Annotated in this window: 13 protein-coding genes; 9 read left to right on the forward strand and 4 right to left on the reverse strand. The window is 64.5% G+C overall.

Translation table 11 applies throughout. The features are described 5' to 3' along the window. Window positions 1–179 precede the first annotated feature (179 nt). Both AC07VU_RS22955 and AC07VU_RS22960 read right to left on the reverse strand, forming a co-directional pair. On the reverse strand, window positions 180–1184 hold the full coding sequence (locus AC07VU_RS22955; protein ID WP_495030524.1) for a zinc-binding dehydrogenase: 1005 nt from the start codon (window positions 1182–1184) through the stop codon (window positions 180–182). Next, on the reverse strand, window positions 1174–2106 hold the full coding sequence (locus tag AC07VU_RS22960) for a TIGR03571 family LLM class oxidoreductase (RefSeq protein WP_495030525.1): 933 nt from the start codon (window positions 2104–2106) through the stop codon (window positions 1174–1176). Before AC07VU_RS22960 ends, AC07VU_RS22955 begins: the two co-directional genes overlap by 11 nt. 243 nt (window positions 2107–2349) lie before the next feature. On the opposite strand from AC07VU_RS22960, the gene mrdA reads away from it, so the two are divergent. Next, entirely contained in the window at window positions 2350–4242 is a 1893-nt protein-coding gene (gene mrdA, locus AC07VU_RS22965) for a penicillin-binding protein 2 (RefSeq protein ID WP_495030526.1), read from the forward strand. Window position 4243: 1 nt separating this feature from the next. On the opposite strand, the gene AC07VU_RS22970 is transcribed toward mrdA, so the two are convergent. Further along, on the reverse strand, window positions 4244–5230 hold the full coding sequence (locus tag AC07VU_RS22970; RefSeq protein WP_009044872.1) for a LysR family transcriptional regulator: 987 nt from the start codon (window positions 5228–5230) through the stop codon (window positions 4244–4246). 155 nt (window positions 5231–5385) lie between these two features. On the opposite strand from AC07VU_RS22970, the gene AC07VU_RS22975 reads away from it, so the two are divergent. The 3 genes from AC07VU_RS22975 to AC07VU_RS22985 are packed head-to-tail and all read left to right on the forward strand — an operon-like array spanning window position 5386 to window position 8365. Next, entirely contained in the window at window positions 5386–6687 is a 1302-nt protein-coding gene (locus AC07VU_RS22975; RefSeq protein ID WP_457274525.1) for an MFS transporter, read from the forward strand. After that, a complete protein-coding gene (locus AC07VU_RS22980) occupies window positions 6684–7439 on the forward strand; it encodes a class II aldolase/adducin family protein (protein WP_009044870.1) in 756 nt (251 codons plus the stop codon). The genes AC07VU_RS22975 and AC07VU_RS22980 overlap by 4 nt, the downstream gene beginning before the upstream one ends. Beyond that, the gene (locus tag AC07VU_RS22985) at window positions 7436–8365 is read left to right on the forward strand and encodes a 2-hydroxyacid dehydrogenase (protein WP_274304206.1); all 930 of its coding nucleotides are present in this window, start codon (window positions 7436–7438) and stop codon (window positions 8363–8365) included. Before AC07VU_RS22980 ends, AC07VU_RS22985 begins: the two co-directional genes overlap by 4 nt. Here AC07VU_RS22985 and AC07VU_RS22990 read toward each other — a convergent pair. Beyond that, on the reverse strand, window positions 8359–9294 hold the full coding sequence (locus AC07VU_RS22990) for a LysR family transcriptional regulator (protein WP_274304205.1): 936 nt from the start codon (window positions 9292–9294) through the stop codon (window positions 8359–8361). The two genes, AC07VU_RS22985 and AC07VU_RS22990, sit on opposite strands and share 7 nt — an antisense overlap. 181 nt (window positions 9295–9475) lie before the next feature. Here AC07VU_RS22990 and AC07VU_RS22995 point away from each other — a divergent pair, with 181 nt between their 5' ends. The 5 genes from AC07VU_RS22995 (at window position 9476) to AC07VU_RS23015 (ending at window position 15092) form a co-directional block, all read left to right on the forward strand. After that, window positions 9476–10780, forward strand: a complete 1305-nt coding sequence (locus tag AC07VU_RS22995) for an MFS transporter (RefSeq protein ID WP_495030527.1) — start codon at window positions 9476–9478, stop codon at window positions 10778–10780. 169 nt (window positions 10781–10949) lie between these two features. Next, window positions 10950–12179 (forward strand): Zn-dependent hydrolase, encoded by a 1230-nt coding sequence (locus AC07VU_RS23000; RefSeq protein ID WP_274304203.1) that lies wholly within the window; start codon window positions 10950–10952, stop codon window positions 12177–12179. A 10-nt stretch (window positions 12180–12189) separates the two neighbouring features. Then, window positions 12190–13215: a histone deacetylase family protein gene (locus AC07VU_RS23005; RefSeq protein WP_495030528.1), complete on the forward strand. Its 1026-nt coding sequence runs from the start codon at window positions 12190–12192 to the stop codon at window positions 13213–13215. Window positions 13216–13511: 296 nt separating this feature from the next. Next, the gene (locus AC07VU_RS23010; protein WP_495030529.1) at window positions 13512–14198 is read left to right on the forward strand and encodes a cysteine hydrolase family protein; all 687 of its coding nucleotides are present in this window, start codon (window positions 13512–13514) and stop codon (window positions 14196–14198) included. 6 nt (window positions 14199–14204) lie between these two features. Continuing rightward, the gene (locus tag AC07VU_RS23015; RefSeq protein WP_495030530.1) at window positions 14205–15092 is read left to right on the forward strand and encodes a LysR family transcriptional regulator; all 888 of its coding nucleotides are present in this window, start codon (window positions 14205–14207) and stop codon (window positions 15090–15092) included. Window positions 15093–15215 lie beyond the last annotated feature (123 nt).

Here is a 15215-nt window from a genome sequence, read left to right on the forward strand (position 1 = left end):
GATGGTAGTGTGGGGTTTCCCCATGTGAGAGTAGGTCATCGTCAAGATTAAATTCCGAAACCCCAATTGCGAAAGCAGTTGGGGTTTTGTTTTTGCGCGCGGAAAAACCTTTCCAGTCAACGGAGAGCAGCGCCCCTCGACTCAAGAACTACCTCAAGCCGAAGGCACCTTGGCGGGTGTTAACGTCCCTGGCTGTTGTGCGTTAGCCGGGCTACCCACTTGCCATGCTGCTCGCCATTCTTCAATGCCTGCAGTTTCTCCGGCAACTGGTTGAAGTCGAACTCAATCAGCGGTGCAGGTTGCAGCAGACCCGATACAGCCCCGCTCATCAGTTGCTCGGCGTACTGACGTAGCTGTTGCCAGTCGGCCCGGCTGCCGTAAGCGTGAATACTGTTGAGGGCCACCTCGTGGAGTGAGATCGCGGTGCTGAACGCCGGCAATGGCGCTGCCTCCTGACGATCCTGAATACACACCAGATGCCCGTTGTAACCCAGCAGTGCTGCCAGGCTGCGCGCGTGAGCGCCGCTGACGGTATCGTACAGTGCATGCAGGCGACGTTCCCCCAACTGTGATTGCAGCTCGGTTTGCCAAGTGTCTGCCTGATAGTCGAAGACCCCGACCGCGCCTTGCGCCAGCAACCGCGCATGGTGCTGGGCAGACGCCGTCGCCCACACCCGCAAACCGCGTTGCACCGCCAATTGGACCAGCAACGAACCCACCGCGCCTCCGGCCCCCACCACCAGCACATCACTTGCCCCCACAACGGGGACCTTATCCAGCGCCTGCAAGGCGGTCAGGCCGGGGCAGGGCAGGCTGGCGGCAACTGCGTCATCCAGTGACTCAGGAACCGGCAGCGCCGCATCGGCATCGAGCAGGCAATACTCGGCGAAGCTGCCATCACGGCTCAACGACTGGTGATAAGCCACCCGCGTACCGATCTTCAGCGTCACCGCGGAACCCGCGGCCACCACCACGCCAACGCCATCGACACCAGGCACGCGGCCGGTATGCCAATCGGCATGTCCCCACTCGATGATCTTCCAGTCCACCGGGTTGAGGGCGATCGCGGTATTGGCGATCAGCACTTCATTCGCTCCCGGTTGCGGCAATGTCTTGCGGATCAGTTGAAGGCCTTCCAGGCCGGCTCCTGCGGTCCAGCCCCAGGCGTTGTATTCAGTTGGCATGGTGAAACCTCGGCAGTACGAATTCGGCAATTTCCTCGATGGCCTCGGCCACCGGGCGTTCACTGCGGCGCAGATGCAGGCCGACATGCTGCACGCCTGCCTCACGCAGGGCCTGCAGTTCCTCGATCAGTGCCAGGCGCCCACAGCGGCCACCAAAGCGCAGGCGCTGCATGGGTGCATGCGGGTCAGCGGCAAGGTCCAGGTGGACGAAACTGATATAGGGTTTGTCGCCACCGACCTCACGCCAGAGCGCGATGCGTCGGCGATGTTCGTCCGGGGTGCCCGGGTAGGCGAGCCAGCCGTCCATGTGTTCACCGATCCAGGCCGGCGATTGCTGGCCCAGCCCGGCCACCAGCAGCGGTGCGGCTTCAGGACGCTGTGGCAGCAGATGCGCACCCTCGGGTAAACGATCCTGCCCCTGGCTGTGCAACAGCTCGACAGCATCGCGAAAGAGTTCTGCGCGCTGGGCGTAATCGACACCGAACAGCGGATACTCCATCGGCCGGTCACCACTGGCGACCCCCAGCAGCAATCGACCATCGCTCAACTCGTCGATGCTGTTGGCGGCCTTGAGGGTCAGCCACGGCTGACGCAACGGCAGGACCACCGCGGCGGTTCCGAGCATGATGTTCTGCGTGATGCCAGCCAGATAGCCGAGGTAGGAAAAGGTTTCGAAGACCTGAGCGGCATCGCCGAAATTCGGGTCGTACACCGGTACGTCACGTACCCATAGCGCGCGAAAGCCGGCCTGGTCCGCCAGGCGGGCGAGGGTTGCGTGCTGCTTGAGGTCCGGCACGCCGAAGGGGCGATCTTCGGCCTGGCGCAGGCGTTGGCCATCGCTGGACCAGTCGTTATCGAGCGGCAGTTCCAGGCCGACGGAAAAGTTGTTCCTGCCAAGCAGGCGTTGAAAACGAGGATGCATGAAGGGCTCCAGCGTCTCGCCCGTGGCAAGACGGTCATAGGGATCACAGCGCAGCAGTATCCCCAGGCCCGGCCCACAGAAAAATGCATGAATCGGAACAACAATCTTGAGCGGGCATCACGAATCGGCCGAATTCTTCATGAAAGCGCCGGGACGGTTTTTGGTATGGTGCAGCTCGCTTTTCAAGGGACCGACATTCACCCGCACGGATCAGCGTTCACTATTCCACGAGAAGCTGTAGCAATGCCTGAACCGATACCGATCAAGGACCACGAAAAAGAGACGCGGCTGGTCAACAAAAGACTGTTGGCCTGCGCGCTCCTGGTGGTCGCCATCACCTGCACCCTGATCGGGCGCCTGTACTTCCTGCAGGTGGTCGAATTCGACTATCACTCGACCATCTCCGAAAACAATCGTGTGCACGTGCTGCCCATCACCCCGACTCGCGGCCTGATCTACGACCGCAACGGCGTGCTGCTGGCCGACAACCGCCCCAGCTTCAACCTGACCATCACCCGCGAGCGCACCACCGATCTGAAAGGCGAGCTGGACCAGGTGGTCAGCCTGCTGCACCTGCCCACCGAAGACCGTGCGCTGTTCGACAAGGCGCTGAAGCAGTCACGCCACCCGTTCGTGCCGGTCACCCTGTTCTATGAGCTGACCGAAGAGCAGATCGCCGTGCTGGCGGTCAACGAGTACCGCTTGCCGGGGCTGGAGGTCGAGGCCCAGTTCGTGCGGCACTATCCGATGGGCGCGCACTTCGCCCATTCCATCGGCTATGTCGGGCGCATCAACGAGAAGGAAGCCAAGGTCCTGGACTCGGTGGAGTACCGCGGCACCCAGTCGATCGGCAAGACCGGGATCGAGCGCTTCTACGAGTCCGAACTGCATGGCCATGTCGGCTACGAAGAGGTGGAAACCAACGCCCAGGGCCGGGTCATGCGGGTGCTCAAGCACACCGATCCGATCCCTGGGAAAAACATCGTGCTCAGCCTCGACGTGAAGTTGCAGGAGGCGGCCGAGGCGGCCCTGGGCGACCGTCGCGGATCGGTGGTGGCCCTCGATCCGCAGACCGGCGAAGTACTGGCCATGGTCAGCAAGCCGAGCTTCGACCCGAACCTGTTCGTCACCGGCATCAGCTTCAAGGAGTACAGCGCGTTACGCGACTCCATCGACAGGCCGCTGTTCAACCGGGTGCTGCGCGGCCTGTATGCGCCGGGTTCGACCATCAAGCCGGAGGTGGCGATCGCCGGACTGGACTCCGGGGTGGTCAACGCCTCGACCCGAGTGTTCGATCCGGGTTACTACCAACTGCCGGACGTCGACCACAAATACCGTAACTGGAACCACAGCGGCGATGGCTGGGTGGACCTGGACGCGGCGATCATGCGTTCCAACGACACCTACTTCTATGACCTGGCGCACAAGCTCGGTATCGACCGCCTGCACGATTACCTGGCGATGTTCGGCCTGGGCGAGAAAGTCTCCCTGGACATGTTCGAGGAGGCGTCGGGACTGATGCCGTCCCAGGCCTGGAAGCGCGCCACCCGGCGTCAGCCGTGGTTCCCTGGTGAGACGGTAATTCTCGGCATTGGCCAAGGGTATATGCAGGTCACGCCGCTGCAGCTGGCCCAGGCGACGGCGCTGATCGCCAACAAGGGCGTGTGGAATCGCCCTCATCTGGCCAAGACCGTCGATGGCGTGGCGCCGGTGGACGAACACCCGATGCCGAACATCCGGCTCAAGGACCCGGTCGACTGGGACCTGGTCAGCCATGGCATGCAGATGGTGATGCACGCGCCTCGGGGCACCGCACGCGACGCGGCGGCCGGCGCGCAATACCGCATCGCCGGCAAGAGCGGTACGGCGCAGGTGGTGGCGATCAAGCAGGGTGAGCGTTACGACCGTCTCAAGACCCGCGAGCGCCATCGTGACAATGCCTTGTTCGTCGGCTTCGCGCCGGCCGAGCACCCGCAGATCGTGGTGGCGGTGATGATCGAGAACGGCGAGGCCGGCGGCCGGGTCGCGGGCCCCGTGGTTCGTCAGGTCATGGATGCCTGGCTGCTCGATCAGCAAGGCCACCTGAAGCCGCAGTACGCCAGCCCTGGCAAGGGGCCGGACGTTCCCCACGCCTGAGTCATTTGAACATCAGGCTGTCCGGCACCTGCTCACGAATACTGAGCATGTGCTGGATGCTGTCCAGGAACAGGGTTTCGGCCTGGCTCATCTTCTGTTCCCGGTGCCACAGCAGCTGGATATCGAAATCCACCACGCCCTCGTCCGGCGGCAAACGCCAGAGCAGCCCTTGCTCGACATCCCGCCTGACCAGGTGGATCGGCAGGCAGCCGATACCGAACCCTGCGCAGATCAGGCGATAGATCTCTTCAAAGCTGGTGGAGGAAGCGACGATCTTGCCGGTAAAGCCCTGCTGGTCGCGAAACAGCGTCAGCGGTGACAGGTTGCCCCCCAACTGGTCGCTGGTGAAGCTGACGAAGTTCTCGTTGGCCAGCTGTTGCAGGCTCAGGTCCTGCTGGCCGAACAGCCGGTGGCGCTGGCCGCAGAAGTAGGCATACCGCTCGCGAAACAGCACCCGCTGTTCCAGCCTGGGTTGTGGCAGGCGGCACAGCCCGACCCCCAGGGTCGCGGTCTTTTGCAGCAGCGAACTGATGATGTCCGAGCTGCCCATCACCTCGACTTCCAGCTCGATTTTCGGGTGGGCCTCATGGAAATCGGCGAGGAACTCGTCGTAATGCGGCGCTTGCACACCGCTGACGGTAAGGATGCGGATCTTGCCCACCACGTCGTCGTTGCGGCTCTCCAGCACCGTGCCCAGGCGTGAGATATCGCCGTAGATATCGGTGGCGATGCGCAGCACTTCCTCCCCGGTTTCCGTCAGTTCGAAGCGCCGTCCGCTGCGCGCGATCAACACGCAATCGAGCTGTTCCTCCAGGCGCTTGAGGGCCTGGCTGACCGCCGACTGGGTGATGTGCAGGCGTGCGGCGGCGCGGCTCATGCTGCCTTCCTGGCCGATCACCAGGTAGGTGCGCAGCAGGTTCCAGTCCAGGCGATCGTTGAGGAAACGCCGACCGACCCAGGGGTTGGAGGTGGAGAGCGGTGCGGGCATGGCGGCTCCATGTAGTAGCAGTGCTAATAGCAAAGATAAGAATTTGAAAATTGACTAATCCTGGCATGACGGCGATAAAGCCCACAAGCGCCAGAGAGCGCCGCGTAATCAGCCTTCCGCACCTGCCCAAAACTACAAATACACAGGGTCCTTGCATGCACAGCACTCCTCAGCCGCGCCGAGCCGCGGCGGCGGCCTTTATCGGCACGACCATCGAGTTCTACGATTTCTACATCTACGCCACGGCCGCGGCCCTGGTACTCGGCCAGGTGTTCTTTCCCAGCAGCGATCCGGTGATGAGCACCCTGGCAGCCTTCGGTAGCTTCGCCGTGGGCTTCATCGCCCGGCCTATGGCCGGCATGGTGTTCGGCCACCTCGGCGATCGCCTCGGGCGCAAGAAAATGCTGCTGGTGACCATGGCGCTGATGGGCCTGGCCACCACCGGCATCGGCCTGCTGCCCAGCTACGCCAGCGTCGGCATCTGGGCGCCCATCAGCCTGATCGTGCTGCGCATCATCCAGGGCATTTCCGTGGGCGGCGAGTGGGGCGGGGCGGTGCTGATGGCCAGCGAACATGCCCCGGCCAAACGCAAGACCTTCTACGCCTCCTTCGCCCAGCTCGGCAGCCCGGCCGGCCTGCTGCTGGCGTTGATCGCCTTCCGCCTGGTGACCAGCCTGGACCAGCAGGACTTCCTCGACTGGGGTTGGCGCCTGCCGTTCCTCGCCAGCGGTGTGCTGATGATGTTCGGCCTGATGATCCGCTCTGGCGTGCATGAGTCGCCGGAGTTTGCCAAGGCCCGGGACAACAACGAAACCGCCCAGTACCCGGTCATGGAAGTGCTGCGCAGCTGCTGGAAGCAGATCCTGTTCGCCGCCGCCGCGGTGACCATCGGCTCGGCCGGTTTCTTCTTCACCAACACCTTCATGATCACCTACGTGACCCAGTACCAGGGCATTTCCCGGGCGACTATTCTCGATTGCCTGTTCCTGGTGACGATCATCCAGCTGCTGTCCCAGCCGGTCTCCGCGCTGCTGGCCGAGCGTATCGGCGAAGGGCGTTTCCTCAAGTGGGTGGCGCTGCTGTGCATGGCCACGCCGTACCCGATGTTCCTGTTGGTCGGCACCCAGAACATTGTGCTGATGACCCTTGGCATCGCCCTGGCGGTGGTGATTCTCTCGGCGCTGTACGCGGTGATCGCCGGCTACATGACCCAGGCCTTCCCGGTGCACCTGCGCTATTCGGGGATCTCCATCGCCTACCAACTGGCCTGCGCGGTCGCCGGTGGCAGCACGCCGCTGATCGGCACCCTGCTGGCCAGCCAGTTTTCCGGACAGTGGCTGCCGCTGGCGGTGTTCTTCAGCCTGCTGTCGGCCCTGTCATTGATCGGCGTCTGCGGCCTGGCCCGGCTGCGCGCCAACCCGACTGTCCACCACGTTCCTAAAGAGGTGTATTCGTGAGCAAACCCGAACACATGAGCCCGATTGAATGGCAGGCCCGCTGCGAGCTGGCGGCCCTGTATCGACTGGTCGCGCACTTTCGCATGACCGACCTGATCGACACCCACATCACCCTGCGCATTCCAGGGCCGGAGCATCACTTCCTGATCAACCGCTACGGGGTGATCTTCGACCGCATGCGTGCCAGCGACCTGGTGCGCATCGACCAGGAGGGGCGCATCGTCGACCCGCACTACGCCGGGCACCGGGTCAACGCCGCCGGCTTCGTCATCCATTCGGCGATCCACATGGCGCGCCCGGACCTCAACTGCGTGATCCACACCCACACCGCCGCCGGCATGGCAGTGGCCGCGCAGAAGCAGGGGCTGTTGCCCATCAGCCAGCATGCGCTGAAGTTCTACGGCAAGCTGGCGTACCACACCTATGAAGGCATTGCCCTGTCCCTGGACGAGCGCGAGCGCCTGATCGCCGACCTTGGCCCGCACAAGGCGATGATCCTGCGTAACCACGGCCTGCTGGTGGGCGGTGCCAGCGTCGCCCATGCGTTCCAGGAGATTCATTTTCTCGAACGTGCCTGCCAGGCCCAGGTCCAGGCGCTGGCCGGCGGTTGCGAGCTGAACTACCCATCGCCGCAGGTCTGCGCCCACACCGCCGAACAGTTCGAGCGCGACGACGCCGACCACATCATCGAGCTGGCCTGGGAGGCCGCCTTGACCTTGATCGAGTCCCAGCGCGAGTCCTATCTGTCATGAGCCTCGTGGTGCTGCTGTCCCGCGACAGCCTGTTGCTCAAGCAATTGCAGGCCGCCTTCGCCCGCTGCGCGCCACAGGTCCAGGCGGTGCTGGCCGACGATCCGCGTGCCGCTCAGGCGCAGGTCGCCGCTTGCTGGTTTCCCCCCGCCGGCAGCCTGGGGCGCTTGCCCAGCCTGCAAGTGATTCATTCGGTGGCGGCGGGCATCGACCACCTGGAACACGACCCTTCGTGCCCGGACCTGCCGGTGTGCCGGGTGGTGGACCCGGGCCACCGCCAGGGCATGACCGAGTACCTGCGCTGGGCGGTGATCCACTATCACCGCGGCTTCGACCGGGTGCTGGGGCAGCAGCGCGAGCGGCACTGGGAGCGGCCGCTGCAACGGCCGGCGCGGCAGTTCAAGGTCGGGGTCATGGGCCTGGGTTCCCTGGGCAGCGCCATCGCCCTCGACCTGGCCGCCGCCGGCTACGACGTGCGCGGCTGGGCTCGCAGCGCCAAGTGCCTGGCGGGGGTGCAGACCTTCGTCGGGCCGGGGCAGCTGGAGCCCTTTCTCGACCAAGTGGAACTGCTGATCAACCTGCTGCCCCTGACCGCCGAGACCCGCGGCATTCTCGGGCGCGACAGCTTTGCCCGGCTGGCCCATGGCGCGGCGTTGGTCAATGTCGGGCGCGGCGGTCACCTCAACCTCGACGACTTGCAGCAGGCCCTGGCCAGCGGCCAACTGCGTGGCGCCTTGCTCGATGTGTTCGAACAGGAGCCGCTGCCGGCCGATGATCCGTTGTGGAGCACCCCCGGGGTCACCATTACCCCGCACATGGCCTCGGCGGCCTCCCACGATTGCATTGTCGAGCAGGTGGCGGACAACCTGCGGCGCCTGCAAGCCGGCGAAACGCTGTTGAACGAGGTGGACAGGGCCCAGGGTTACTGAGCGCCCAGGCCGGCCTGCAAGGCCTCGATAAAGACTGTCTCGGCGCGGCTCATGCGCTGTTCGCGGTTCCACAGCAGATGGATGTCGACGTCGGCGATGCCTTCGTCGGGAGGCAGGCGCCACAGCAGCCCGGCTTCAACGTCGGCCGCCACCACATGCTCGGGCAGGCAGCCGATGCCGTAGCCGGCGATCACCAGGCGCCGCACTTCTTCCAGGCTCGGCGACGAGGCGACGATGCGCCCGCTGAAACCCTGCTGGTCGCGAAAGATGGTCAGCGGAGAGAGCATGCCGCCGATCTGGTCGCTGGTGAAGCTGACGAAATTCTCCCGCTGCAAATCCCCCTCGGCCACCTTCTGCTGACCGAACAGCCCATGGTGCTTGCCGCAGAAAAACGCATAGCGCTGGCGCAGGAACAGCCGCTGTTCCAGGCGCGGCTGGGGCCGGCGGTTGAGGCTCAGGCCGAGGGTCGCGGTTTTTTCCTGCAGGGCGCTGACGATGTCCGAGCTGCGCAGCACCTCGATCTCCAGGTCGACCCGCGGATGCTGGCGGTGGAAGTCGGCGAGGAAATCATCGAAACGCTCGGAAAAGATCCGGCTGATCATCAGCAGGCGCACCTTGCCGATCACTTCGTCGGCCGGCTGCTCCAGCACGCCGCTGACCTGGGACATCTGCCCGTAGATTTCGCCGGCCAGGTGGAAGATCTGCTCGCCGACTTCGGTCAGAGCAAAACGTGGCCCGCGCCGGGCGATCAACTGGCGGCCCAATTGTTCCTCCAGGCGCTTGAGGGCTTGGCTCACCGCCGGTTGGGTCAGGTGCAGGCGGGCGGCCGCGCGGCTGATGCTCAACTCCTGGCCGATCACCCGAAAGGTGCGCAGCAGGTTCCAGTCCAGGCGGTCGTTGAGCAGGCGGTCGGGCAGGCGGTTGGACATGGCGCGGGGCTCTGGGGCGAAGGACAGGCTGATAATAAGCAGCGGTAATAATTAGCATAATAAATAGAAAATTGACTAATTATAGCCTCGCGACGATAAATCCCTCCCAGACAGGCGCCGCCAGAGCGCCTCTGCATTCCCGTTCTCTCCTGCCAGAAAAATAATCAAAGGAGCACGATCCATGAAGCCTTCAGCTTCGCCCCAGCCGCGCCGTGCGGCCGCCGCCGCCTTTATCGGCACCATGATCGAGTGGTACGACTTCTACATCTACGCCACCGCCGCGGCGCTGGTGTTCGGCGCCTTGTTTTTCCCCTCCGACGACAAACTGTTCAGCACTATGGCGGCCTTCGGCACCTTCGCCGTGGGCTTCTTCGCCCGGCCATTGGGCGGCATCGTGTTCGGCCATATTGGCGATCGCATCGGGCGCAAGAAATCCCTGGTGATCACCCTGCTGATGATGGGCGTGGTCACGGTGTGCATCGGCCTGCTGCCGACTTATGCACAGATCGGCGCGGCGGCGCCGGTGCTGCTGATCCTGCTGCGCATCGTCCAGGGCATCGCCGTCGGTGGCGAGTGGGGCGGGGCGGTGTTGATGGCCGGCGAGCATGCGCCCAAGGGCCGGCGCACCTTCTTCGCTTCCTTTGCGCAGTTGGGCAGCCCGGCCGGGTTGATCCTGTCGCTGCTGGCCTTCAGCGCGGTCACCCGCCTGCCCGAAGAAGACCTGATGAGCTGGGGCTGGCGCCTGCCGTTCCTCGCCAGCGCGCTGTTGCTGGTGGTGGGCCTGGCGATTCGCCTGGGGGTCAATGAGTCGCCGGAATTCCTCGCCAGCCGCGAGCAGGCGCACAAGAGTCTGCGCAAGGAACAGGCGCCGGTGATGGAAGTGCTGCACAGCGCCTGGCGTCCACTGCTGCTGTGCATCGGCGCCAACACCTTGGGGATTGCCGGGGTGTATTTCACCAACACCTTCATGATCGCCTACAGCACCCAGCAACTGGGGTTGCCGCGTTCGCTGATCCTGGAGTGCCTGTTCGTGGTGGCGATCATCCAGTTCTGCATCCAGCCCCTGGCGGCCTGGACCGCCGAGAGGATCGGCGCCACGCGCTTCCTGTGCCTGGTGTCGTTGCTGGCCATGGCCTCGCCCTACCCGATGTTCGTGCTGGTGAGCAGCGGCCAGGCGCCGCTGATCATCCTCGGCCTCGCCCTGGCGGTGGTGTGCATGGCGTCTTTCTATGCGGTGATCGCCGGCTACGTCAGCGGCATGTTCGAGACCCGCGTGCGCTACACCGCGATCTCCCTGGCCTATCAGATCTGCGGTGCCGTGGCCGGTGGCCTGACGCCGCTGATCGGCACCTGGCTGGCCCATCAATTCGCCGGCCAGTGGTGGCCGATGGCGCTGTTCTACAGCCTGATCGCGACTATCTCGCTGCTCTGCGTGCTGGCCCTGGCCCGTCGCCATGCAGCCGTCCACCGCCTGGAAATGGCTTGAGCCCCGGCTCTGTACGAAAAGTGGCTGCGCTCGGTCATGCTGCGTTAAAAACAGGCTCGGAATGCTCATTTAGGCCCCTAAACTCCGCTTCCTCGCCTGTTTTTGCCTTGCCTGACCTTCGCTCGCCGACTTTTCGTACAGACCCTAATCGAATCCGGAGAACCGAAGCATGTTGAAGATCAACGGTGAACGCCTGTGGGCGAGCCTGATGGCCATGGCCGAAATCGGTGCGACTGCCCGTGGCGGCAGCTGCCGTCTGGCCCTGAGCGAGGAGGACAAGGCCGGGCGCGAGCTGTTTGCAAGCTGGTGCCGTGAGGCCGGTATGAGCCTGAGCGTCGACCCCATCGGCAACCTGTTTGCCCGCCGTCCGGGCAGCGACCCCGACGCCGCCCCGGTGATGATGGGCAGCCACCTCGACACCCAGCCCGAAGGCGGGCGCTTCGATGGCGTGTACGGCGTGCTCGCCGGCCTGGAGGTGGTGCGCTGCCTCAACGATCAGCAAATCCAGACCCGCAAGCCGCTGGAAGTGGCGGTGTGGACCAACGAGGAGGGCGCGCGTTTCACCCCGGCCATGTTCGGCTCGGCGGTGTTCACCGGGATCATGGACCTGGAGAGCGCCCTGGCGGTGCGCGACGCCGACGGCATCAGCGTCGCCGAGGCTCTGCACGCCACCGGCTACGCCGGTACGCGGCCCCTGGGCGGGGCGGTGGATGCCTACTTCGAGGCGCATATCGAACAAGGGCCGATCCTCGAAGACAACGCCAAGAGCATCGGCGTGGTCAGCGGCGGCCAGGCAATCCGCTGGCTCGACGTGCAGGTCGAAGGCCTGGCGGCTCACGCCGGCACCACGCCGATGCCGCTGCGCAAGGATGCGCTCTACGGCGCCGCGCAGATGATCCTGGCGATCGAAACCCTGGCCACGGATTTTGCCCCCGAGGGCCTGACCACCGTTGGCGAGCTGAGCATCGCCAAGTCTTCGCGCAACACCATTCCCGGCTTGTTGCAGTTCACCGTCGATCTGCGGCACCACCGCGACAGCGCCATCGCCGCGATGGAGCAGGAGGTCCGCGCGCGGCTTGGCGCCATCGCCGGACAACGTCAGCTGAAGGTGACCATCAGCCCGCACTGGATCAGCCCGGCCACGCCCTTCGATGCCGACTGCGTGGCGGCCGTGCAGCAGGCGGTGGACGGCCTGGGCTACGCTCAGCAATCGATCGTCAGCGGCGCCGGCCATGACGCGATTCATCTGGCGCGGTTCTGCCCAACGGCCATGGTCTTCATCCCGTGCGTTGGCGGCCTGAGCCACAACGAAGCCGAAGACGTCTTGCCCGAGGACGTGCGCCAGGGTACCGACGTATTGCTCAACGCCGTGCTGGCCCGCGCCGGCCAGGTCGAATAAGGAGAAGGTCATGCGCAGTTTTTTCCACCCCGAACAGCTGTTGCACCATCCGCGCAGCTATTACTCCCGCGGCCAGATGCGCACCCCGCAGGAGGTGCCCGAGCGCGCCCAGCGCCTGGTCCAGGCCGCGCACTCCCTGGGCTTTGAGGTGCTGCAACCGGAGGATGCCGGCCTGGAGCCGCTGCTGGCGGTGCACGGCGCGGCGTACCTGCAATTTCTCAAGGAAGCCCACCAGCGCTGGAAGGAGATTCCCGAGGACTGGGGCGACGAGGTGATGTCGAACATCTTCGTCCGCGAGCCCAACGCCCTGCGCGGCATCCTCGCCCAGGCCGCGCGTTACCTGGCCGATGGCAGTTGCCCGGTGGGCGAACTGACCTGGCGTTCGGCCTACTGGTCGGCGCAAAGCGCGATTGCCGGCGCCCGCGCCTTGCTCGACGGCGAACCGGCGGCCTACGCCCTGTGCCGCCCGCCGGGCCATCACGCCCGGGCCGAAGCCGCCGGCGGTTTCTGCTACCTGAACAACGCGGCGATCGCCGCCCAGGTACTGCGCGAAAAATTCGAGCGGGTCGCGGTGCTGGACACCGACATGCACCACGGCCAGGGCATCCAGGAAATCTTCTACGAACGCGACGACGTGCTGTACGTCTCGGTGCACGGCGACCCGACCAACTTCTACCCGGGCGTCGCCGGCTTTGCCGACGAGCGCGGCAGCGGCGCGGGGCAGGGCTACAACCTCAACCTGCCAATGGCCCACGGCGCCAGCGAAGCCGAATTCCTCGGCCAACTGGAAACCGCCCTGGCGGCGGTGAAAAGCTTCGACGCGCAAGTGCTGGTGCTGTCCCTGGGCTTCGACATCTACGAGCTCGATCCGCAAAGCAAAGTGGCAGTAACCCGCGCAGGTTTCGCCCGCCTCGGCGAACGCATCCGCAGCCTCGGCCTGCCGTGCCTGATCGTGCAGGAAGGCGGCTACCACCTGGAAAGCCTCGAAGACAACGCACGGGCATTCTTTGGCGAAGCTGGGGCCTGGACGCTCTGAGCGCGATGTCTGTCAGATCGCATCGCGGGCAAGCCTCGCTCCTACGCAAGCACAGGCGTCGCCGTCCGTAGGAGCGAGGCTTGCCCGCGATGGAGGTCAACGATAACGCGCGGCTTGCCCTTCATGGGCGGTGCTTCGGCAGACATCCGCTGAGCGGTGAACCACGCATATTGCAGATTGCCGAACACCCCAATTTGTGCGAAAACCGCACAGACCCTGTGCTGCCTGCGCTGTGTTCGAGCTTGAGGTATTTCCCTAGCATTTGCTTATTCACTCGACCGAAGAAGGAAATACCCATGCAACGTTTTACCCGTCGTTTCCTCGCCGCCTGTGCATTTTCCGGCATTGTGGCCAGTACCGCTGCCTTGGCTGAAGGCCATCCGACCATTCGCGCCATGTCGGGCGCCATGCCGGTCAGTGAGTTGCCGGCCGGCAAGTCCGCATTGCTGGTGATCGACTTCCAGAACGAATACTTCACCGGCAAGATGCCGATCCCGGACGGTGCCAGGGCCCTGGCCAATACCCGTGAGCTGATCAAGTTCGCCGACAGCCACAACCTGCCGGTCTATCACGTCCAGCACGTTGCACCGGCCGGTTCGGCAGTGTTCGCCATCGATGGCGAAACCGTGAAGTTCCACCCCGACATGCAGCCGCGGGCCAAGGACAAGGTGCTGCAGAAAAGCACGGTCAGCGTCTTCGCCAGTACCGATCTGGATAAGCGCCTGAAGAGCGCCGGGATCGAGAACCTGATCATCTCCGGCCTCATGACCCATGCCTGTGTCGCCGGTGCCGCCCGTGATGCCGCGCCCCTGGGCTACAAGGTCATAGTCGCCTCCGACGCCTCGGCCACTCGCGACATTACCCGGGTCAACGGCGACACGATCGACAAGGACGCCTTGCACAAGGCCGCGCTGGCCGAGGTCGAGGACACCTTCGGTGACGTGATGACCACGGCCCAGATCCTCAAATTGCCGGTGCGCTAACTCGCTATGAATCAGATGCTCGCCATGCGTGTGTTCCGCTGCATCGTCGAAGCCCAGGGGTTTTCCGCCGCCGCCGAGCGGCTGGACACCACGCACTCCTCGGTGTCGCGACACTTGCAGCAACTGGAGTCCACGCTCGGCGTGCGCCTGATCAATCGCAATACCCGGCGCATGAGCCTCACCGCGGCGGGCGAGCGTTATTACACCGCCTGCGTGGACATCCTGGATCGCGTCGATGCCGCGTCCCAGGCCGTCGCTCTAGAGCAGGAACGCCCCTCCGGGTTGCTGCGCATCAGTACTCCGCTGGTGGTCGGCACCCTGGAGCTGGCCCATTGGCTGCCGGCGTTCCAGCAGCGGTATCCGGACATCCAGGTCGACCTGTCCTGCTCGGACCCTTTTGTCGATCTGGTGGCCGATGGCTTCGATGTGGCCATCCGCATCTGCGGGCCCTTGGCCGACAGCAGCCTGGTCGCGCGCTTGCTCACGGTCTCGCCCATGGTGATGGTCGCTTCATCGGCCTACATCTTCAGGTGCGGCCTGCCACGCAGCGTCGGCGAACTCAGCGAGCATCGGTTGCTGACCTTTGCCTCGGCCACGCAGTGGTCCCTGGTGAGTGAAAGGGCTGAGCCGGTCACCGTGACCGCCGACAGCCATTTTCACACCGACACCATCACCGCGCTGCACGCCTGTGCCCTGGCCGGCGGGGGTATTGCCGCCTTTACCCTGGCCACCGTGCAGGACGACCTGCTGGCCGGCAGGCTGGTGCGGATTCTTCCTGACTACACCCTCGGCGTGCGTCATTACTATGCGCTGTACCCCCATGCCCGGAACCTGCCCGCCAAGGTCAGGGCATTTGTCGATTTCATGGCCGAGTATTACCGGGCCAAGTCGTGACCTTGGCTCTTCGTCCTGCAACGCCTGCCATACACGCGAGCCTGCTCGCGAAGAGGGAGTACCGGTGGCTATCAATGGTTACCGATATACCGTAAACAGGCCCGCTCCTGTGTGGATTGCGCT

Source organism: Pseudomonas sp. GW821-FHT02B10 (assembly GCF_059421865.1).